The following is a 20,042-nucleotide window of genomic DNA, read 5'->3' on the forward strand; positions in this document are numbered from 1 at the left end:
AAGTCCGTGAAGGCCTCCTTACCGGCCATAAGAGCCGGTAAGGAGGCCTTCACGGCTTTACGGCAGGGTGGCCAGCGAGTCTTCGAGGGTCGCCGCCGACAGTTCGTTGTCCACCATGTCCCCGGCGAGGTACGCGCCGTAGGCGGGCAGGTCCAGGTGCGCGTGCCCGCACAGCGCCGTGAGGATCACCTTCTCCTCCCCGGTTTCCTTGCACCGCAAGGCTTCCTGGATGCACGCGGCGAGCGCGTGTGTCGGCTCGGGCGCCGGGATGATGCCTTCGGAACGCGCGAAGCGCACTCCTGCCGCGAAGCACTCCTGCTGCCCGACGGCGATCGCCTCGATCAGGCCCAGCTCGTAGATGTGCGAGATGAGCGGCGACATCCCGTGGTAGCGCAGGCCGCCCGCGTGGATCGGGTCCGGGATGAACTCGTGGCCGAGCGTGTGCATCTTCAGCAGCGGCGTGAGACCGGCGGTGTCGCCGAAGTCGTAGGCGTACTTCCCGCGCGTCAGCGACGGGCACGCGGCCGGCTCGACCGCGCGGATCACCGGGTTCATCCGGCCGGCCAGCTTCTCCCGCAGGAACGGGAAGGCGAGCCCGCCGAAGTTCGAGCCGCCGCCGGTGCAGCCGACGAGCACGTCCGGGGTGTCACCGGCCAGTTCGAACTGCTTCAGCGCCTCTTCGCCGATGACCGTCTGGTGCAGCAGCACGTGGTTGAGCACGCTGCCCAGCGCGTACCGCGTGCCCGGGTCCTGCGCGGCCTGCTCGACGGCCTCGCTGATGGCGATGCCGAGGCTGCCCGTCGAGTCGGGGTGCTGCTTGAGAATCGCGCGACCGGACTCGGTCAGCTCGGACGGGCTGGGGTGCACCGTCGCGCCGAACGTCTCCATCATCAGCTTGCGGTAGGGCTTCTGGTCGTACGACGCCCGCACCTGCCAGACCTCGCACTCCAGCCCGAACTGGGCGCAGGCGAAGGCGAGCGCGCTCCCCCACTGGCCGGCGCCGGTCTCGGTGGTCAGCCGGGTGACGCCCTCCTGGGCGTTGTAGAACGCCTGCGGCACGGCGGTGTTCGGCTTGTGCGAACCGACCGGGCTGACCCCCTCGTACTTGTAGTAGATCCGCGCCGGCGTGCCGAGCGCCTTCTCCAGCCGTCGCGCGCGGAACAGCGGCGACGGCCGCCAGAGCCGGTAGACCTCCCGGACCTCCTCGGGAATGTCGACATAGCGCTCCGCCGTCACTTCCTGGGCGATGAGCGCCTGCGGGAAGAGCGGAGCGAGATCGTCCGGCCCGACCGGCTCGCGGGTACCGGGGTGCAGCGGCGGGGGCGGCGGCTCCGGGAGATCGGGGACGACGTTGTACCACCGGGTCGGGAGATCGGCTTCGTCCAGGACGTACTTGGTCTGTTCAGCCATCGCGCCTCCTAGGTCGGCTCTCAACTTAGGACGCGACCGGCCGCGGAGCCAGTTACGGTGACGCGGTGAAGAACTCTTCCGCGGTGCACATCCTGTCCTTGCCCGACGGCGACGTCGGGTTGCCGGTGTGGCTGCCCGCGTCGGGCCGCGGCCCGGGCCTGGTGCTCGTCCAGGAGATCTTCGGCCTCGACGACTACCTGCGCTCGGTCGCGGAGGACCTGGCCACGGCGGGGTACGTGGTGGCGATCCCGGAGCTGTTCTGGCGGATCGCCCCGGGCTGGTCGTCGACGCACGACGAAGCGGGTGTCGCGGCATCGATGAACGTGGCGGCGTCCTTCGACCCGGCGACGGGACTGTCCGACGTCCTGGCGACGATCGCCCACCTCCGCGGCCTTCCCGCGGTGACGGGCGGAGTGGGCGTGCTGGGCTTCTGCCTGGGCGGTTCACTGTCCTTCGCGGCGGCGGCCGAGGGCGACCCGGACACGGCTGTGTCGTTCTACGGTTCGACGGTCCCGGCTGAGATCGGTCTCCTGCCGAGGATTTCCTGCCCGATCCAGTTCCACTTCGGCGGCCAGGACCCGTACATCCCCCGCGAGGACGTGGCGGCGGTCGAGTCGGCGGTGGCGGCGCACCCGGGAGCGGAAATCCACGTGCAGGAGGAGGCGGGACACGCGTTCCACAACCACGTGGCCCCGATGTTCCACCACCCGCGAGCGGCGGCCCGGGCCTGGGAGCTGACGACGGGCTTTCTGCGGCGGACCTTGCCGGCGTAAGGCGGCTTCCCGTCCGCTAACCTGCCGAAGTGGACGTGCAGGTGGTGGCGGGGACGCTTGTCGAGGCTCCCACGAACGACGTCACCGGAATGGACCGGCGTGCGTTCGGAGAGTTCGTCGGGCCGCGCGGTGAGCTGGCTTCGTACGCGTTCGGCTGGACCACCGGGGCCGATCCGCACGTCGCCCGCCTGTCGGTCGGGATCGGCGCCGGCAACCCCGGTGGCGGCACCTTTCACGCGGTGATCTTCGAGAGCGACGGCGGGCACGCCTTCTCCCTGATCGACGAGCCGTTCGAGCGCGTGCCGCAGGGCGGCCCGGACCTGACCGCGGACCAGGCGCGTGCCCACGTGGACCTGCCGTTCATCTGGTGGGTCACCGACCAGGTCATGCAGCGCGACCGACGGGCGTGGTGGATGCGCCACTGGCTGCTGCGGACCACCTCCATCCAAACGCGTGAGGTCTTCGAACGCGCCGAGCCCGTGCTGTTCGTCAGCCACGACGCCGACGACGGCATCTGGCAGCTGATCGGCACCTCCGCACCGGACGCCGGCACCGGCAAGATCGGGCACCTGCACCACACGATCGACGAAGACCAGACCCTGCTCGACGTCGTCGCCCTGCCACCCGGCAGCAGCGCGACGCGGTCGGACATCGGCGGTCCTTGGAAAATCAGCGGTCAAGAGTGAGCGCCGAGCCGGCTTCAGCGTTGCAGTGACCGCAGGACACGTGTTCGGAGGACCTCGGCGTCGGGGTGGTGCAGGTCTTCGAGGATGGGCAGGGCCTGCTGCCAGGCTTGGTGCGCGCCCGCGAAGTCGCCCGCGGCCTGGTGGGTCTCGCCGAGGCGGATGAGCGTGTCGGCCTGAGGATGGCGCGCGCCCAGCTTCCGGAACAGCTCCAAGGCGTGGCGGTAGCAAGCGGCGGCCTGCTGGTGTTCGCCGAGGTGGTGGTGGGCGTGGCCGAGGCTGTCCCAGGTGTCCGCCTCGCCGTGCTTGCTGCCGACCGCCCGGTGCAGTTCGAGTGCCTGGGCGCAAAAGTGCAGCGCTTCGGCGTGCCGGCCCAGCTGGGTCTGCATCCAGCCGATCGCGTTCAGTGCTTCCGCCTGGCCCGCGCGGTGCCCGGCCGCGCGGAACAACGCGTAGGCGGTCTTGCCCTGCGCCAGCGCCTCCGGGTGGTCGCCCTGCGCGTAGGACACGATGCCGAGGTTGTTGTGGCTGCGTGCCTGGCCGACCAGGTCGCCGAGCCGCTCGTCCAGTTCGAGGGCCCGCCGCAGGCTGGCCTGGGCGTCGGAATGGCGGCCGAGCCGGATGTAGGCGCGGCCCAGTTCGCGCAGGGACCACGCCTGGCCGTGCGGTTCGCCGGCGCGTTCGGCGGCGGCGATCGCGACCTGCTGGGTCGTGACCATCCGGGTCCAGTGCCCGGCGCGGATGCAGAAGTTCGCGACGCTGCAGGCGAGTTGCCAGGCGTGGGTGTCGAAGCCGGTGTCGGTGGCGAGGTCGACGGCGGCCGCGAACCCCGGGCGCTCGGTCGTGAACCACTGCCAGGCCTGCTCGTCGTCGGCGAGTGCTTCGACGATGACCCCCGGCCGGGGTCCGGCCAGGGACAGCCGGTCGTTGGGCGGGTTGAGCAGCAGCGTCGCGGCGTGTGCGGTGTGCAGGTAGTGATCGAGCATGCGGTGCACGGCGGCACGGCGCGCCTGCTCGGTCTCTTCGCCGCGTGCCCGGTCGGCCGAATAGGCCCGCAGCAGGTCGTGGTAGGCGAACCGGCCGGTGGCCGGTTCGGTGAGCAACTGCGCCTTGACCAGTTCGGCCAAGGCTTCGCGAGCCTGGTCGCGTCCGGTTCCGGCGAGGCTCGCGGCGGCGGACAGCGAGAGGACCGGGCCGGGGTGCACGCTCAGCAGCCGGAACATCCGTGCCGCCGCGGCACTCAGCGTCCGGTAGGACCAGGAGAACACGGCACTGACGTCGACGCTGGTGTCGCCGATGTCCAGGGCGCGCAGCCGATCGCGGACGTCGCGCAGCTGCCGGGCCAGCTCGGTCAGCGAACGGGCGGGGGTGCAGGTGGCTCGCGCGGCGACGATGCTCAGCGCCAGCGGCAGGTGCACGCAGAGCTCGATCAGCTCGCCGGCGGCCTGCGGTTCGGCGGCCAGCCGTTCCGGACCCAGCCGGCTCGCCAGCAGGTCATGGGCTTCGGCGGTGGTCATCAGGTCCACGGGGAGGGCCCGCGCGCCTTCACTGACGATCAGGCCACCGAGGTGGTCGCGGCTGGTGACGACGGCCAGGCACCCGGCCGAGCCCGGCAGCAGCGGCCGGACCTGGCTGGTGTCCCGGGCGTTGTCCAGCACGACGAGTATCCGCCGGTCGGCCAGCTGGGACCGGTACAGCGCCGCCTGCTCGGCCAGCCCGGCCGGGATCCGCTGGGCCGGCACGCCGAGCGCGTCGAGGAAACCCCGGATCGCCTCGGCCGGCTGGACCGGCTGACCGCTGGGGTCGAAGCCCCGGAGGTTGACGTAGAGCTGCCCGTCGGGAAACCGGTCCGCGATCCGGTGCGACCAGTGCACGGCGAGCGCCGTCTTGCCGACGCCCGCGGTGCCGTTGATCGCCACGGTCTCGTTCCGGTCCAGCAGGCCGGTGAGCTCTTTGAGCTGGGCGGCCCGGCCGGTGAAGCCCGCCACCGCACCGGGCAGCTGCCGCGGTACCGCGGCAGCCGACCCGGTGGCCGGCGGCGGGACCGGTTCGGCGGCCGGGGTGACGTCGGTGCGCGCCGCCGCGAGCAGCTGTTCGCGGCGGCGCGGATCGAGGGCGAGGGCCTCGGCGAGCAGGCTCACCGAGGAGAGCCGTGGCTGCCGCCGTCCCGCTTCCAGCACGCTGATGGAGTGAGCCGACACCCCTGACCGGCCGGCCAGTTCGTCCTGCGTCCAGCCGGCCGCGAGCCGGCATTCGCGCAAAAGCTCCCCAAAGGCGTTACCGCCCATTTCCTCCCCCTGGAAACGGTCAGCCGCCGAAACGGCACAGGCCAGTCCGACCATTGTCGGTCAGCGGCCCGTGCCGGTTCAACCACCGTCTCTCCAGGGGGAGTACAGAATGGACAGACCGGACATCGTCGGCGATGTCGCTCAGAAGTGGAGCATCCACTGGAAATCGGCCTGGGCGCTGCTCACGTGGACGTGGGTGCGGGTGCCGTAGGCGAGCGGGTTGTTCCAGTTGTATTCCTCGACGTCGAACGAGCCGTCGGAGTGGACCGCGTTGACGTAGGCGACGTGGCCGACCTTGTGGACGTCGTTGACGGCGATGGCGCCGACAGCCGGGGTGGTGTTGACCGTGACCCCGACGCGGCGGGCGGCGTCGTCCCAGGTGCCGGCGTTGCCCCAGGTGGTTCCGCCGTAGGAGTTGCTGAAGCCGGGGACGCCGAGCCTGCTGGCGATCCGGTAGGCCGCGAAGGCCGTGCAGTTGTTCTGGGCGAAGCCGCGGGCGTTGCCGTCGTAGTCGTTGACGGGGTTTTGCGAGCCGCCGCCCGTGCTGAGGAACTGGTGGCCTGCCTCGTTGTTCTTCAGCGTGGCGTCGAGGTTGCCGGCCTGGCCGGGGGCGAAGTCCTGGCTGTGCCCGAGGAAGCCGCTGTTGTAGTAGACCCGCACCGTCTGCCCGCTGCGGTTCCACACCGAGGCCGCGTTGTTCTTCACGCACACGCCCTGGCCGGCGCCGGCGCTCTTGAAGTCGTAGCAGGTCGGCTCGGTCGCACCGAGGTCGCTGACCGAGCCGGTGAAGTCGGAGAGCGAGCCGCCCTGGTCGCTGTTGTAGTAGTAGCAGAACTCTCCGCTGTCGCAGACCCCGTCCCGCGCCGCGGCGAACGCGGGCGAGGCGGTGGCGGTCAGGAGCGGGGCGGCCAGGGCCAGCGCGGCCCCGGCGACGGTGAGCGTCATGCGGGTGTTTTTCACGGTTTTCCCCTTGGGTGGAGTGTCGATGATCGGGCTCAGCAGCGGACGTCGGTGAAGGCGCTGACGTCGCCGGGATCGGGCGGGAGGCCGCCGTTCCAGCCCCGGGCCTGGGTGCACTGCGACAGGGTGGCGGCGCCGAAGGACCAGAACTCGACGGGGTTCACGCCGCCGCAGAAGGGATCCTCGAAGGTGTTTCCGCCGTTGGTGACGATGGACGTGCACGCGTCCCAGCTGCCGTGGGTGGCGCGGTAGCCGGCCCAGATGTACATGTAGGCGTAGTTCTTGCCGCAGCCCTTGTACTGCTTCACCGAGGCCATGGTCTGGCCGCCGACGTCGAGGTACGCGGTGCTGCCGATCTGGGTGACGCTGGAGCAGCCGGCCGGGGTGGAGGCCTGCGCGGTGCCGGCGGCGCCCACGAGGACGGGCACGGCGAGGGCCGCGACGGTGGCCATCTTGGCGATTCTGGACATGCTGGCGCCCTTCGGTCCGGGAGCGGGGATCCTTTCCGGCAAGAGGCGGCGGGGCCCTGTTCTCCCCTGCCGCCACACCACATCCTGTTCGCCCCGGGGCGGAACCTCCATGACGCCGGCTTGACGTTCACCTGGCGTTCGGACGGCCGGCCGAGGCTCAGCTGCCACCGGCGGCCGAATTGGCGAAGGCGCTGTCGATCGACCGAAACACGGTGCCGGCCGCCTGGTGACACCTACTTCACGGTCCGGACCGGGGCGCGACCGCCGTGGCCAAGACACGGCGCAATCCGTCGAAGGTCGCCAGGACTCGTTGCGCTTCCTCCCGCATCGACCGCATCGCGAGATCACCGCCGGCGTCGATGGTGAGGGCCTCCTGCCACAACGCTCGTTCGGCCTTGTGCCACGCCGGTTTGCCGGTGACCTCGACGTCCGCGAATCCGGCCCGCGGCAGCTGCCGGAGCAGATCCACCTGCCGCATTCGCGGCGATACCCGCTCGTCGGTGGCGTCCACGGCTTCCCAGCAGGTGAGGACTAGGCGTCCGCCTGGACGGAGAACTCGACGGCATTCCCGCAAAGCGTCCGGAATCGGTTCGGCGAACTGGATGGAGTCGACGACGAGCACCGCGTCCACCGACGCCGTGCTCAATCCCGTGCACGTCAGCTCGCCCACCCGGAACTCCGCTCGATCCGCCATGCCCAGCGCCTGTGCCCGACGCCGAGCGTGCTCGACCGCGACCGCCGAAAAGTCCACCCCGGCAACCCGGCAACCGCTGCGCCGCGCGATCTCCAGCCCATACCCGCCGCGACCGCACGCCAGGTCCAGCAGGACCCGCCCGTCCCGCGGGCCGAGCGCCGCCACGACCTCGTCGAGCCCGGCTCCGCCCAGCAGGCTCGTGGACTCCAGGGCCGGCGGAAGACCGAGCACCCGCCGGACGAGCTCGTCGGCCACCGGCGATTCGATCCGATCCGCGTACCAGCGGTCGAACTCCGCGGCGCTTCTCGTCACCTTCCGACCATCTCACAGGACGTCCGGAACTCGCGGTTGAACCTGACGCCGCGTCAGGTTCTACGGTCGGGGGGTGAGCGAACGCAGGTGGAGCATCGGTGAGCTGGCCCGGGCCAGTGGTGTCACGGTGCGCACGTTGCACCACTACGACCGGATCGGGCTGGTGCGGCCGCGGGAACGGACCCCGGCGGGACACCGCCGGTACACCGAGGCGGACGCGCGACGGCTCTACCGCGTGCGAACCCTGTGCGGCTTGGGGCTTTCCCTGGACGAAGTGGCCGCCGTGCTCCGGAACGCCCAGGATGATCTCGGCTCGCTACGCGGCCTGCTGACCGCTCAGCTCGCCGATCTGGAGAGCCGGGCCGCACGCCTCGAGGAGTCGGCCCAGCGGCTCCGGGGCCTGCTCGCCCGGCTGGACGGGCCCGACATGCCGGGACCCGAGCAGTTCCTCGCCACGCTGGAGCCGATGCCCGTGGACGTGCGCCGGTATCTGTCCGAGGCGCAGCTCGCGGCGATCACCGAACAGGCCGCGAAACTCGGCAGCGACGCGATCGAGCAAGCGAAGACCGAGTGGCTCGCCCTCTTCACCCGGCTTCGGCAGCACCTGCTCGGCGGGACACCCGTCGACGATCCGGCGGTCCGGGAGCTGGTCGCGAGCTGGCGGGAGATCGCGGCCGCCTTCCACGCCGGTGACCTCGAAGCCGCGACCTCGGCGCTGTGGGAGGACAACCGGGCCGGGCTGGGGCGGGAGCTCGACGAGCGGCTCGGCTGGTCCGGGCCGGGCAGTGCCGCCGAGGTCGTCGACTACCTGCGCAAGGCCCGGGCCGCGGGCGAAACCGGAAAGGATCACTGAATGGACGCCGACATCACCGGATGGCTCCGGGACAACATGGTCCGGCTGCGGACGATCGAACCGGACGACGCCGGCTACGACGAGCTCGAACCGTTGCGCGACATCGTCGGCGACGCTCGTGTCGTGGCCGTCGGCGAAAGCACGCACCGGGTGCACGAGTTCTACCAGCTCCGCCACCTGGTGACCCGGTTCCTGGCCGAGCGGATGGGGTTCACCGCGTTCGCGATGGAGTCCGGCTTCCCGGAGGGCTGGGCGGTCTGCGACTGGGTCCTCGGCGGCGACGGCGACCTCGACCGACTCCTGCACACCGGCATCACCTACCACATGGGGAAATGCGCGGAAATGCGCGACCAGCTGGGGTGGCTGCGCGAGTACAACCGCACCCACGACCGCAAGATCCGCTTCTACGGCATGGACCTGCCGGACTCCAGCGCGTCCGCGTTGCCCGGGGTCGTGGCCGCCTTGGCGTTCCTGGACGACGCGGACCCGGCCTACGCGTCGGCGGTCCGCCGGAACCTGCTGCCCCTGTTCGACTACCTGCCGCCGGATCGGACCGGGCTGGCCTGGGCCGCGCCCGCGATCCACGCCTACCTGGCTCTCGGCACCGCCCACCGCCACGAGCTGACCGCCCGGATCAGCGAGCTGACCGAACGCCTCCGCGCCCTGCGCGTCCCTTACTCCACTGTGGACTCCGATCGGGCGGACATCGCGCTGCAGTGCGCGGTCAACGCGCGGTACGCCGACGCCTTCCTGGCCGCCATGGCCGCCGCGCCGGGACGCACCTACCGGGGCGCCAACGTCCGGGACGCGGCGATGGCCGACAACGTCGAATGGATCCTCGCCCGGGAGGAACGCGTCGTCGTCGGGGCGGCCAACGGGCATCTGCAGCGCTGGCCCTACCGCGTGCCGCCGATCATCAACGAGGAGCAGGTCATGCTCGGCCAGCACCTGGCCCGCTCGCTCGGGGACCGGATGGTCGTCATCGCGACCACCTACAACGGCGGCCGCGTGTTCGGCCACCGTCCCCGGCCGGACGGGCCGCCCGGCCACACCGAGGTGTTCTACGAGGACGTCGCCCCGTTCACCGAACCGGGCAGTCTCGACGCCCTGCTCTCGAGCACCGGCGAGCCGCTCGCCCTGCTCGACCTGCGCAAGGTCCCCGAAGCCGGCGCGGTGGCCCGCGGCTTCGCCGAAATCGACGGCACCCGGCAGGGTCCCTACAAGCAGCTGGTGAATCCCCTCGTCGCGTTCGACGCCGTCGTGCACATCGACAAGGTCACGCCCTGGCAGACGGTTCTGACGCCGTAGCGGTCAGCGCCAGCAGCTCGCGCAGCACTTCAGCGGCGATGTCGGCGAGGGAACGCTGCTCGCCCTCGCGGATCCACTGGGTGAACGCGATCGAGAACACGGTGGCACCCGACTCCGCCGCCAGGGTGGCGGCCACCTCGTCGACGCCCCGGGCGCGCAGGGCGTCGGCGACCGTCGTGGCGATGCTGGCGAGCTTGTGCCGCTCGCGTTCCCGCAACGCCGGGTTCTGGTCGATGACCGACTGCCGGGTCCGGGAGTGGTCCCGGCGCTCGTCCGGGAAGAAGGACGCCGAGGACCGCAGCGCGCCGGCGACGAGCTCGAGCGGGGACGCATCCGGTGGTGCCGCGTCGATGCCGGCGAGGAACGCGTCCACCAGCCGTTGCTGCCCGTGGAAGAGGACCTCGCGCTTGTCGCTGAAGTGCCGGAAGAAGGTGCGCTCGGTCAGCCCGACGGACTCGGCGATCTCCATGGTGGTCGTCTGCTCGAACCCGCGCGTGGCGAACAGCTCGAGGGCGGCCCTCTGCAGCCGCTCGGCGGTTCCCGGTTCCCAGCGCGCCATGTCCTCGAGTGTAGTGATGACAGCGACTGACTTGAAGGGTACGGTGATGTCTGTGACTGACGTCAGTCACAGACATCAACCGCCGAGGGAGAGCACCTCATGCACGTTTTCGTCACCGGAGCTTCCGGCTGGATCGGCTCGGCCGTCGTCGACGACCTGCTCGCCGCGGGCCACGAGGTCACCGGGCTGGCCAGGTCCGAAGCGTCCGCCGCCGCGCTGACGGCGAAGGGCACCCACGTCCGCCGCGGTGACCTGGACGACCTGGACAGCATCCGCGCCGGCGCCAAGGACGCCGACGCCGTCATCCACCTCGCGAACAAGCACGACTTCGCCAACCCGGCCGTCTCGAACGCGGCGGAACGGGCCGCCGTCCAGACGATCGGCGACACGCTCGCCGGCACCGGCCGTCCGTTCCTGCTCGCCTCCGGCATCGCCGCCCTCGCCCAGGGCCGGCCCGCCACCGAGGAGGACGCGTCGCCGTTCCACGGCCCCGAGTCGCCCCGGGGCGGTAGCGAGAACCTGGCGCTCGAGTTCGCCGGCCAGGGGGTGCACGCGGTGAGCCTGCGGTTCGCGCCGACCGTGCACGGCACCGGCGACCACGGGTTCATCGCGGTCCTCGCGGCGACCGCTCGCGAGAAGGGCGTGTCCGGCTACCCCGGCGACGGCACCAACCGCTGGGCCGCCGTGCACCGCACCGACGCCGCCCGGATGGTCACCCTCGGCCTCGAGAAGGCGCCCGCGGGCGCCCGGCTGCACGCCGTCGCCGAGGAAGGCGTGCCGACCCGCGAGATCGCGGAAGCGATCGGCCGCGCGTTCGACCTGCCCGTCGCGTCGATCCCCGCCGACGAGGTCCCGGCCCACTTCGGCTGGATCAGCCGCTTCTTCGCGATGGACCTCGCGGCGACCAACACCGCGACGCGGGAACTGCTCGGCTGGACACCCACCGGCCCCACCCTCATCGACGACCTCGCCGCGGGGGCGTACTCGGCATAGCCGGCCGGCGGTCCCCCTGCTTCGGCACCTGGAAGCCGCCGATCTCCTGCTCGAGCAGTTCGGCCAGCCGCAGCGGGGTGCGGTCCTCGAACATCGGGCCGATGAGCTGCACTCCCACCGGCAGGCCGCCGGGGGATCGGCCCGCGGGCACGGCCGTGGCGGGCAGGCCGGGCATGGTGGCCAGGCCTGCCCACACGAGCTGGTCGAAGTAGGGGTGGCCGGCGCCGTCGATGTCGACGCGCCGGTCCATCGGGTTGGGGTGGTGGTCGTGCGGGAACGCGGGCGTCGGCGTGATCGGGCAGACCACGGCGTCGAACTCGGCGAACAGCCGCCGCCAGCCGTGGCGGTGGAGCTCCCGGCGGTGGTTGGCCGCCAGCCAGTCGTGGTGGCTGAACGTCAACGCGCGCAGCCGCACGGCCTCGAGGCTCCGGTCGTCCGCGCTCAGCGCGGCGATCCGGGTCCGCAGCTGCTCGTCCGAGCCGATGGGGAACCGCGCCACCGAACCGGAAATCAGCAGCTGCATGGAGAGTGTCGCGGCTTCGGTCGGATCGGGCAGCAGCGGACTGTGCCGTTCGACGCGCGCGCCGCCCTCGCGGAGCGCGTCGGCCACCCGGTTCACGCCCGCCCGCACGGCGGACCCGGTCGGGATGAGCGGATGCTCGTCGAGGACCAGGACCCGGAAGTCGCCGAGCCGGTCATGCCGGGCGGGCGGCAGGACCAGCTCGTACGCCACGCCGAGCGTCAGCGGGTCCGGCCCGGCCATGACGTCGAGCAGGAGCGTGAGGTCGCGGGCGGTGCGTGCCATCGGCCCGACGACGGCGAGGTCGAGGTCGACGGGCAAGGCGGGCGTGCCCGGCGGGACCATGCCGCGGCTCGCCACCAGCCCGAGCGTCGGCTTGTGCGCGTAGACACCGCAGAAGTGCGCGGGAGTGCGCAGCGAGCCGGCGATGTCGGAGCCGAGGGACAGCGCGCCGAACCCGGACGCCAGGGCCGCCGCCGACCCGCCGGAGGACCCGCCCGGCGTGCGGTCGTGGTCCCACGGGTTGCTGGTGGTGCCGTAGATCTCGTTGAAGGTCTGGATGTCCTGCAGCCCCAAGGGCACATTGGTCTTGCCGAGCACCACCGCCCCGGCGGCCTCGACCCGCGACACCTGAACGGCGTCCTCGGCCGGCACGTGGTCCCAGTACGGCGGCATGCCCCAGGTGGTCGGCAGCCCGGCGATGTCGTAGCACTCCTTGACGGTCATCGGAACACCGAGCAGCGGCCGGTCCTCACCGCGGGCACGCGCCCGGTCGGCCCGCCGCGCGGCGGCCCGCGCCCGGTCGAAATCGGGCACGCAGATCGCGTTGATCACCTTGTCGTCCCGCTCGATACGGGCGATCGCTTCGTCGGTCAGTTCCACCGATGCCACTTCACCGGCCCGCAACGCGGCGATGAGTTCTTCGGCCGGCTGGTAGCTCCATTCCATGAATCGGAAGCTAGCGGCCTGCCGCGGAGGGCACGAAATTCCGGCTCACGCAACAAGTGCGGCATTCATCGGCGAATTCGGCGCTATCCACGTAAGCCATGAAATGGCGATCCGCGCAACGGGATCGATGTCTCAATTCTCTTCATCCGCGATGCGGAGCTGCCGCCGGCGCGCGGCGTCGGCGACTTGCGGCCAAAGGGGTTCCAGGGCGTCCGGCAGGGTCGCGGTTCGCAGCTGCCGCGGCGCCACCGTGTCGAGCAGGCCGGTGGTCTCCGGCTCACGGTCCCGGGCCCGCACGAGGATCGGCGCGCCGGCGCCCGAGTACGCGCGGATGCCGGCCAGGAAAAGCAGGTTGGCGACGATCGTCCACCGGCCGTCCACCCCGGCCGGGCCGGAGCCGGGGCGATCGTCCGAGGGGTCGGGCGCCACGAACCGGACCCGTCCCACGCCGGTGAACTCGCACGCCGCCGCGCACATCGCGCACGGGCGGTGGGAGCTCCACAGTGTCGCCGCGGACAGATCCTCGTCAACGGTGACGCGGGCCAGCGCGTTCATTTCCGCATGAGCTATCGGGCTGCCCTGCAACCGGTCGTCCCCGCCGGGCGGGTCGTACGCCCGGTTGCGGCCTTCCGCGACCACCTCGCCGCCAGGGCCCAGCACCACGGCGCCGACCGGCAGACCGCCGGCCAGCAACGACCGATGGGCAAGCTCCAAACTCCGGGTGACGCCCAGACCGGCGTCCTGCCACGCAGCACTCGAGTCCACAGTCACAGCAGACCATGCTGGCACGCCGCGCGACAGCACGCGCTTTCCCCGGTGGCGCGTGGTCTATCGTTCCGCCATGGTCGATCGCATCCGGGAGAACGCCCGCGCCGCCGCGTTGCTGGCCGGCGTGTTCGACTTCGACGTCTCGCGCCTCGATCCCGTCGAACCCGTGCGGCTGGCGTCGGGTGGCCAGTTGCGCGTGGTCGCCGGTGATGCCTCCGGCGGGTCGTTCTTCGTGTGCGACGACGGACCCGTGCTCTACGCCGGCTCCGAAGGCTCCGCCGGGGTCGTCGCCGCCGATCCGGATGAAGTCGTCCGCCTGGTCGTCGGTGTGCCGACCTGGCATGACGTCGTGGCCGACGCACCTGACGTCCAGGCGATGCTCGCCTCCTTCGAATCTTCCTACGCCGAAATGCGCGAGTACGAGCCCCGGATCGACGAGTTCCGGTCCGAGGCCGCCGCGGAGCTCGGACTCGGGCCGGTCGCCGTCGACGAGCTGCTGGCGTCGCTGAGCCGGTGCCTGACCGAACTGTCGCCCGGTTACGTCTTGCTCAACGAAGACGGCGACGCCTACGACCCCCTCTGACGCCGGCCGCTCAGCCCACCGTGACCACCCGCGCCCAAGCCGGTGGAGTTTCCGGCCGATAACCCGGACGCGGCCGGGAAAACAACCCCACCACCGTCCGGGCGGGCGGTCTCGCGTCGGGCCACGGCGTTTGGCCGTCGGTCAGGGCCACGATCACGTCGGGCCGGGGATTGCCGCGCACGACCTGGGCGAAGCCGGCGCGCAGATCCGTGCCACCGCCACCCACCAACGGGATTCCCTCGGCCTGGCACAGCCGATGCGTGACGTGGGCGGCCGCGTCGCACGACAGCACCGAGACCAGGTCGCGCCGGCCACCGACCGCGCGGACGATCGCGGCGATTTCGAGGATCGCGGTCCCCAGCTCGGCGTCGCTCACCGACCCGGAGGTGTCCACGATCACGCTGACCTGCGGAGGCCGGCGCCGCAGGCTCGGCATGACGACGCCGGGCAGGCCGGCCGACCTGCGCGCGGGCCTGCCGTAGGTGTAGTCCTCGCCCGCACCGGACATCGCCGACCGCACCGCCGCCCCCAGCAGTTCCCGCCACGGCTGCGGCGGGTGGAACGCCTCCTGCGCCCAGCGCTGCCAGCCCTGCGGGACGTTCCCCGGGCTGCCGTTGATGCCTTGGGCGACCCGGAACCGGACGGCGTCCCGTTCCTGCGCGCTGAGCCCGTGCGCACCGTCGGCGCCCAGGTCCCAGTCTCGCTCCAGCCCGTCGGCACCGCTTCCGCAGTCCAGCCAGGCGTATCCGGCGGTGTAGGGCCCGAGCCGGAACTGGCTCAGGTAGTCCTCCATCAGCTGCCCCGCGCGCAGCCTGAGCAACGCCGGTTCGACCGCGCCCTCGGGCCTCACCAGCCCGTCGCCGAACACGTCGTCGTTGATTTCGCAGTCCGCGGCGATGTTCATCCGCAACCGCTCCCCCGGACCGGTCAGCTCGTGCTTCGCGGCGTACCGGTCGCTGCGGCCGTGATGGTCGCGCAGCAGGTGGGAGACCTCGTGCACCCAGACGGCGGCCAGCTCCGCCGGCGGGGTGCGGTCCACGAACGCCGGCGAAACGTAACACCGCCAGTGGCGGTCCACGGCCATCGTCGGCACCCGCCGTGATTCCACCACGTGCAAGGCGAACAACGCCGTCGCCAGGTACGGCCGGTTCCGGACCGCGTGCAGCCGCGCGGCGAAGAGCTTCTCCTCGTCCAGGGTCCCCGGCGTCATCGGTCCGCACCCGCGCTCTCCGCGGCCCGGTCCGCCCGCCGCGCCAGCGAAACCGCCCCGGACAGCCGATCGATCGCCGCCGGCACCTGCCAGTCGTCGCGGCGCAGCGCGGCGAGCGTGGCCGCCGGCACGACCACCACGTCCGGGGCGCCGGTTTCCAGCGCCCGCACCAGCAGCGACCACGCGGCGTCCCAACGGGACTGCTCCGGCCGCTTGCGGACCGCGGCCACCACGCCGTCGAGCACCGTCTGACGCAGGTCGCCGCGCTCGGGCAGCACCGCCGCCGCCGGATCCGCGAGCAGCACCTCGGGGTCCGGCAGGTCCATCCGGTCCAGGCTCGCCAGCAGCTCGAGGCCCGGCCCGTCGCCGACGGCGCCCCGCACCAGCAACGACAACACCTCCCGGGAGACGTCCGCCGCGGTGGCGAACGCGATCAGCCGCACGGTCATCTCCCAGCTGCGCGGTGAGGGCCACGCACCACCGCGGCGTGTCTCGTTCTTCGGCAGCTGGTGGACGAGTCCGGGGCGGGCGGTCAGGAGTCCGCAGACCGCGCGGCGGGCGAACGTCACGGCGCCGGGCAGCCGCCGCCGGTCGAGCACGGGCAGCGCCGCCTTCGGCCACGTCCCGCCGAGCCCGCGCACGACGACGTCGTGGTCGTATGTCCATTGGAGATGGACGAACCGGTTGGCCAGCGGCGGGCTCAGCTCCCAGCCGTCGGCCGCGGAGGACCGCGGGTTGGCGGCGGCCACGATCCGGCCCCCCGGCGGAAGCCGCAGGGCACCGACCCGCCGCTCGAGCACGACACGCAGCAACGCGGCTTGGACGGCCGGCGGCGCGGTGGAAAGCTCGTCGAGGAACAGGAGCCCGTGGCCGGCCCGGACCAGGCGCACGGCCCAGTCCGGCGGCGCCATCGGCACCCCCTGCTCCGCGGGATCGTCGCCGACCACGGGCAGGCCGGAGAAGTCGTACGGCTCGTGCACGCTGGCGATCACCGTCGTCAGGGGCAGTTCGAGCGCCTCCGCGAGCTGGTTCAGCGCCGCGGTCTTGCCGATCCCCGGCTCGCCCCACAGCAGCACCGGCAGATCGGCGGACACGGCCAGCGTCAAGGCTTCCAGCTGGGTGTCGGCCCGCGGCTCGGTGGTCGTGTCGTGCAGCAGGCCGAGCAGTTCGGTGGCGACGTCCAGCGGCCGGAGGCGAGCCGCTTCCGAAGAAAAATCCATGGCAGTAGACAGTTTCGATCACCTTTTGGGAAGTCGAGGAATCAGCGAAGCGCCGCGCGGCGCAAACGGTCCTTTGTGGACTTGCGTGGTCCGTACCCGGCCAGCCCGGCCCGGTACAGCCCGTGGGTCACCTGGCGGCGCACCGCCGTCTCCAGCTCGTCACGCAGGGCGCCGGCGCGCAGGTGCGCACCCGGTCCGAGCAGATCTTCGACGGCGGCGAGGGCGCCGTCGGTGTCACCGTGGTCCAGCCGGGCGCGGACGTCCACCAGGTTTTCCGGATTCCGGTGCACCTCGTCGATCGCGCGCAGGCAGGGCAGCTCGGTGCCGCCCAAGGCGCCCAGCAGTTCCTCGCGGCGGATCTCGGCGGGGTCGTGGTCCAGCGGGACGAGCACCCCGTCCACCACGGCGATCCGGTGCGTGGCACCACGGCACTCGACGAGACGCGAATTCGCCGCGTGGTCCCGGCTTCGTGCCGCACCCGGCCGACGACCGGGCCGGAGTGCCGGCGCGACAAGCGGATGCAGCCGGCCGACGTCGATCAGCCCGGCCTGGAGCAGCTGGAGGTCGGGCAGGACCCACGTCGCGGCGTCGGGCAGGACGGGCACCACCCGGCCGGCCGCTCCACCCGGTGTGCCCGCGTTCAGCAGCACCCGATGCCGGCTGGTGAGCCGCACGGCGACGACGTCGCCGCCGCGTCCCTCCGCCCGCAGCAGCAGCGCCGCCTCGGCCGGCCACCGGTCCACATCGCACACACCGCCGTCCGCAGGCCCGTGCCTTTCCCGCAGCTCACCGACCCGGCGGACGTCCCACAGGTGCCGGTGCAGATCGAGGCGGAAGCGGCGGTCGGGCCGGGGATGCGGATGCGGGCCCGCTCCGGGCCGGGACGGCGTCCACAGTGCCAGGCTGATCCGCTGACCGGCATCCGCCCACGCCGGCGGCGTCCGAGCGACGAGGTGCACCTCGGCGCCGGCCGGACCGTACCGGGCGAGGGACACCGTGAGCCCCGGCCGCAGCAGGCCTTCGGGTGCGATCCTCGGAAAATGCCAGCGGAGCAGGTCCGGGGCCAGGTGCCGCAGATCGGCGCGGACCTGCGCCGCCACCCCGTGGCCGTGGGCCCGCGTGACGGCTCGCAGGTTCAGATCCACGTCGACGCGCGCGGCGGCACAGGCCCCGGCCCAGTCGCCCACCGCCCGGCGGGCGGTCGCTGTCTCGATCATCGACGGCGGCACGGCGAACTCTCGCACGCGCGCCCAGAAAGGAAGGCGGAGTTTCTCGTTCGCGGCCAAGGGGTGCATCAGCACTCACCTGCGGCGAACGGAACCCCCGATCTGTTCGAGTAGGTACTCATCGCGGCAAGCGTAGCAGGAGCGAGGACTTTCGAGCGCTAGCGAAGCGTCCAGTACACCGCGTGGCTTTTCCCGGCGGCGGTGGTGGCGCTCCCGACGACGCGGCCGCTGTCGGTGATCCGGTAGGCCGAGCTGTCGTTGCCACCGGGCAGCATGCCGAGCTCGACGCGTTCTCCGGTCCGGAACCAGGCGGTCGCGTGCCGATCGAGGTTGCCGACCGCGGTGCCCGCCCCGTCGATGTCTTCGACGTCGGGATAATGGCCGCTGTCGGGCAGGACGGTGAGGTGGCCGTCGGGATCCCAGACCACCGCCGACGGCTTGGGCGGGTTGTAGTACCCGAAGCCGGCCACGTAGCCGGTGGAACCGATGCCGTAGACCCAGACCGAGTAGAGGCTGGGCCAGTCCAGGCGGTGGATCGTGCCATCCCGGTCCCAGGTCGCCGGGACCGGGGGCCCGCTGCTGGTTTCCTTCAGGACTCCGGCGGCCACCCCGCCCGCGTTGATCCGGTGGGCCCCGCCGTTGTAGCTCTGGGGCGCCAGCTCGGTGATCGGGCCGCCGTCCACCCACCGCACGGGGTGCTGCGTCCCGGCGCGGTTGGCGACGCCCACGATGATGCGGCCGTCGGCGGAGATGTCCTCGGCCATGCCCCAAGAGTCGCCGGGCAGCACGCCCAGGTCGGTGACCTGGCCGTCCGGGTCCCAGCGGAAGCCGTGGTACTCGTTGCCCGGCGTCAGCCAGTTCCCGACGACGACGTCGGTGTCGCTGATCGCGAACGAAGTGGCGTTGTGGTAGCCGGGCGGGAACTGCAGCAGGGTCACCTGGCCCTGGGCGTCCCAGCGGGCCGGCACGGCGGTGTTCGCGGTCAGCACGTAGCCGGCGGAAACCCCGTTCTGGTTGATGTCACGCACTTGTCCCTCGCTGCCACCCGGCGTGGGCAGTGCCGTGATCAGGCCGTCGGCGTCCCAGCGAACCGGGTGATCGTGCCTCGGGTCGCGGCCGGCCGAAGACGTCCCGACCATCACGCCCGCCTCGTTGACCGCCAGGACGGAACTGCTGTCGTCGCCGGGCAGCGTTCCGAGATCCACCGGACCGGCCGGGGTGGCCTGCGCGGTTCCCGCCAGCGCGCCGGACAACACGACGAGCGCCGCTCCCAGCGACCACGCGGATCTTCGGGCATTCCTCGGCATGACCACTCCCCTCCCGGCCCGGCGTCGCTCGACGCACGGCCACCCTTGCCGCGGAGAATAGCGCGAATCGCGTCCGTTATTGCCGGGCAAGCGCCCAGGGCATGAGTTTCTCCGACAGCGCTCGGCTGAACGGACGCACCAATTCCTGCAATTCGACGCAGGCGGACTCACCGAGGTGAGCATAAGGCGCGGCGCTGTTTTCGTCGGTCGCCTTCTCGATTTCCGCCCGGCGGGCCGCACCGGCGGCGGTGAACGTCAGGGCGGCGTCGTCGGTGAGCCAGTCCCGCTCGCGCAGCCCGGCGACAGCCGCGTTCCAGTCGTCCTCGGACCACGCCCGGGAGGTGCGCAGGGTTTCGGCGGGAACGGCACCCGAGGCGGCGTGGGTGACGAGGGCTTCGATGCCGCTGAGACCGGCCGTCAGCAGGGCGGCGATGTGGGCGTCGCCGCGGTATTCACGGAGCAGGGTCTGCGCGTGCCACAGGATCAGGTGCGGCTCGGTGGGCCACGGCAGGGCGGCGTGGGCGGCGAACAAGGGACGGCCGGTGACGTCACCGGTGATCGTCTCGGCGGCCTCGCGGAGGAGCGTGGCGGCCCGGCGCATCTCGGGCGAGGTGATGGCGTCGCCCAGGATGCCGCGCAGGGCCTGGTCGGCCCCGGCGTAGCGGGCGGCGAGCACGGCGGCCGGGTCGGTCGAGGACCAGACGCCGTCGAGCGACTGCCCGACGAGGACCGGGTTGAAGTTGTAGAAGGTCGCGACCACGACCGGCGCCGGGACCGCACCGAGGGCAGCGGACCGGGAAGCGAAGTAGCCGGCGCGGCCGGAGAGCCCCAGCGCCTTGTACGCGGCGGCGGCTTCCGGGGCGAAGTAGATCATGCCGTGGTAGGGCTCGAGGAATCGCCACGTCCGGCGCGCCGTTTCGATCACCACGCCAACATACCATCCAGTCGGTACGGCCG

19 protein-coding genes are annotated in these 20,042 nt (G+C 71.9%); 6 read left to right on the forward strand and 13 right to left on the reverse strand.

Annotation, left to right across the window (positions count from 1 at the left end):
• Positions 1-57 precede the first annotated feature (57 nt).
• Positions 58-1,410: a TrpB-like pyridoxal phosphate-dependent enzyme gene (locus AB0G28_RS18930; protein ID WP_361089957.1), complete on the reverse strand. Its 1,353-nt coding sequence runs from the start codon at positions 1,408-1,410 to the stop codon at positions 58-60.
• A gap of 65 nt (positions 1,411-1,475) precedes the next feature.
• On the opposite strand from AB0G28_RS18930, the gene AB0G28_RS18935 reads away from it, so the two are divergent.
• Positions 1,476-2,183, forward strand: coding sequence for a dienelactone hydrolase family protein (locus tag AB0G28_RS18935; RefSeq protein ID WP_361089960.1), 708 nt, complete (start codon positions 1,476-1,478; stop codon positions 2,181-2,183).
• Between the two features lie 29 nt (positions 2,184-2,212).
• Positions 2,213-2,869 (forward strand): hypothetical protein, encoded by a 657-nt coding sequence (locus AB0G28_RS18940; RefSeq protein ID WP_361089962.1) that lies wholly within the window; start codon positions 2,213-2,215, stop codon positions 2,867-2,869.
• Between the two features lie 14 nt (positions 2,870-2,883).
• On the opposite strand, the gene AB0G28_RS18945 is transcribed toward AB0G28_RS18940, so the two are convergent.
• The 4 genes from AB0G28_RS18945 to AB0G28_RS18960 all read right to left on the reverse strand — a co-directional run bounded on the left by AB0G28_RS18945 (position 2,884) and on the right by AB0G28_RS18960 (position 7,590).
• The gene (locus tag AB0G28_RS18945) at positions 2,884-5,154 is read right to left on the reverse strand and encodes a tetratricopeptide repeat protein (protein WP_361089965.1); all 2,271 of its coding nucleotides are present in this window, start codon (positions 5,152-5,154) and stop codon (positions 2,884-2,886) included.
• A 141-nt stretch (positions 5,155-5,295) separates the two neighbouring features.
• On the reverse strand, positions 5,296-6,114 hold the full coding sequence (locus tag AB0G28_RS18950; RefSeq protein WP_361089968.1) for a CHAP domain-containing protein: 819 nt from the start codon (positions 6,112-6,114) through the stop codon (positions 5,296-5,298).
• Positions 6,115-6,149: 35 nt separating this feature from the next.
• Positions 6,150-6,584 (reverse strand): hypothetical protein, encoded by a 435-nt coding sequence (locus AB0G28_RS18955; RefSeq protein ID WP_361089971.1) that lies wholly within the window; start codon positions 6,582-6,584, stop codon positions 6,150-6,152.
• A 238-nt stretch (positions 6,585-6,822) separates the two neighbouring features.
• A complete protein-coding gene (locus AB0G28_RS18960) occupies positions 6,823-7,590 on the reverse strand; it encodes a methyltransferase domain-containing protein (RefSeq protein ID WP_361089974.1) in 768 nt (255 codons plus the stop codon).
• Positions 7,591-7,663: 73 nt separating this feature from the next.
• Here AB0G28_RS18960 and AB0G28_RS18965 point away from each other — a divergent pair, with 73 nt between their 5' ends.
• Both AB0G28_RS18965 and AB0G28_RS18970 read left to right on the forward strand, forming a co-directional pair.
• On the forward strand, positions 7,664-8,443 hold the full coding sequence (locus AB0G28_RS18965; RefSeq protein WP_361089977.1) for a MerR family transcriptional regulator: 780 nt from the start codon (positions 7,664-7,666) through the stop codon (positions 8,441-8,443).
• Positions 8,444-9,751 (forward strand): erythromycin esterase family protein, encoded by a 1,308-nt coding sequence (locus tag AB0G28_RS18970; RefSeq protein WP_361089980.1) that lies wholly within the window; start codon positions 8,444-8,446, stop codon positions 9,749-9,751.
• Here AB0G28_RS18970 and AB0G28_RS18975 read toward each other — a convergent pair.
• Positions 9,720-10,310 carry a TetR family transcriptional regulator gene (locus AB0G28_RS18975; protein WP_361089983.1) on the reverse strand — a complete coding sequence of 197 codons (591 nt, stop codon included), beginning with the start codon at positions 10,308-10,310 and terminating at the stop codon, positions 9,720-9,722. The two genes, AB0G28_RS18970 and AB0G28_RS18975, sit on opposite strands and share 32 nt — an antisense overlap.
• Before the next feature lie 99 nt (positions 10,311-10,409).
• On the opposite strand from AB0G28_RS18975, the gene AB0G28_RS18980 reads away from it, so the two are divergent.
• Positions 10,410-11,303: an SDR family oxidoreductase gene (locus AB0G28_RS18980; protein WP_361089986.1), complete on the forward strand. Its 894-nt coding sequence runs from the start codon at positions 10,410-10,412 to the stop codon at positions 11,301-11,303.
• On the opposite strand, the gene AB0G28_RS18985 is transcribed toward AB0G28_RS18980, so the two are convergent.
• Together AB0G28_RS18985 and AB0G28_RS18990 are read right to left on the reverse strand one after the other, a co-directional pair.
• A complete protein-coding gene (locus AB0G28_RS18985) occupies positions 11,266-12,771 on the reverse strand; it encodes an amidase (RefSeq protein ID WP_361089989.1) in 1,506 nt (501 codons plus the stop codon). The genes AB0G28_RS18980 and AB0G28_RS18985 overlap by 38 nt on opposite strands.
• 132 nt (positions 12,772-12,903) lie before the next feature.
• On the reverse strand, positions 12,904-13,536 hold the full coding sequence (locus AB0G28_RS18990; protein WP_361089992.1) for a nucleoside deaminase: 633 nt from the start codon (positions 13,534-13,536) through the stop codon (positions 12,904-12,906).
• 76 nt (positions 13,537-13,612) lie between these two features.
• On the opposite strand from AB0G28_RS18990, the gene AB0G28_RS18995 reads away from it, so the two are divergent.
• Positions 13,613-14,122 (forward strand): hypothetical protein, encoded by a 510-nt coding sequence (locus AB0G28_RS18995; protein WP_361089995.1) that lies wholly within the window; start codon positions 13,613-13,615, stop codon positions 14,120-14,122.
• Positions 14,123-14,132: 10 nt separating this feature from the next.
• On the opposite strand, the gene AB0G28_RS19000 is transcribed toward AB0G28_RS18995, so the two are convergent.
• The 5 genes from AB0G28_RS19000 to AB0G28_RS19020 all read right to left on the reverse strand — a co-directional run bounded on the left by AB0G28_RS19000 (position 14,133) and on the right by AB0G28_RS19020 (position 20,010).
• Positions 14,133-15,332 carry a VWA-like domain-containing protein gene (locus AB0G28_RS19000; protein WP_361089998.1) on the reverse strand — a complete coding sequence of 400 codons (1,200 nt, stop codon included), beginning with the start codon at positions 15,330-15,332 and terminating at the stop codon, positions 14,133-14,135.
• Entirely contained in the window at positions 15,329-16,552 is a 1,224-nt protein-coding gene (locus AB0G28_RS19005) for a MoxR family ATPase (RefSeq protein WP_361090001.1), read from the reverse strand. Before AB0G28_RS19005 ends, AB0G28_RS19000 begins: the two co-directional genes overlap by 4 nt.
• A gap of 41 nt (positions 16,553-16,593) precedes the next feature.
• Positions 16,594-17,847 (reverse strand): hypothetical protein, encoded by a 1,254-nt coding sequence (locus AB0G28_RS19010; RefSeq protein ID WP_361090004.1) that lies wholly within the window; start codon positions 17,845-17,847, stop codon positions 16,594-16,596.
• Positions 17,848-17,936: 89 nt separating this feature from the next.
• A complete protein-coding gene (locus tag AB0G28_RS19015) occupies positions 17,937-19,085 on the reverse strand; it encodes an HAF repeat-containing protein (RefSeq protein WP_361090007.1) in 1,149 nt (382 codons plus the stop codon).
• A 76-nt stretch (positions 19,086-19,161) separates the two neighbouring features.
• Complete coding sequence (locus AB0G28_RS19020) at positions 19,162-20,010, reverse strand: hypothetical protein (RefSeq protein WP_361090010.1); 849 nt, start codon at positions 20,008-20,010, stop codon at positions 19,162-19,164.
• Positions 20,011-20,042 lie beyond the last annotated feature (32 nt).

The sequence above is a fragment of the Amycolatopsis sp. NPDC021455 genome (assembly GCF_040640995.1).
Taxonomy (GTDB): domain Bacteria; phylum Actinomycetota; class Actinomycetes; order Mycobacteriales; family Pseudonocardiaceae; genus Amycolatopsis.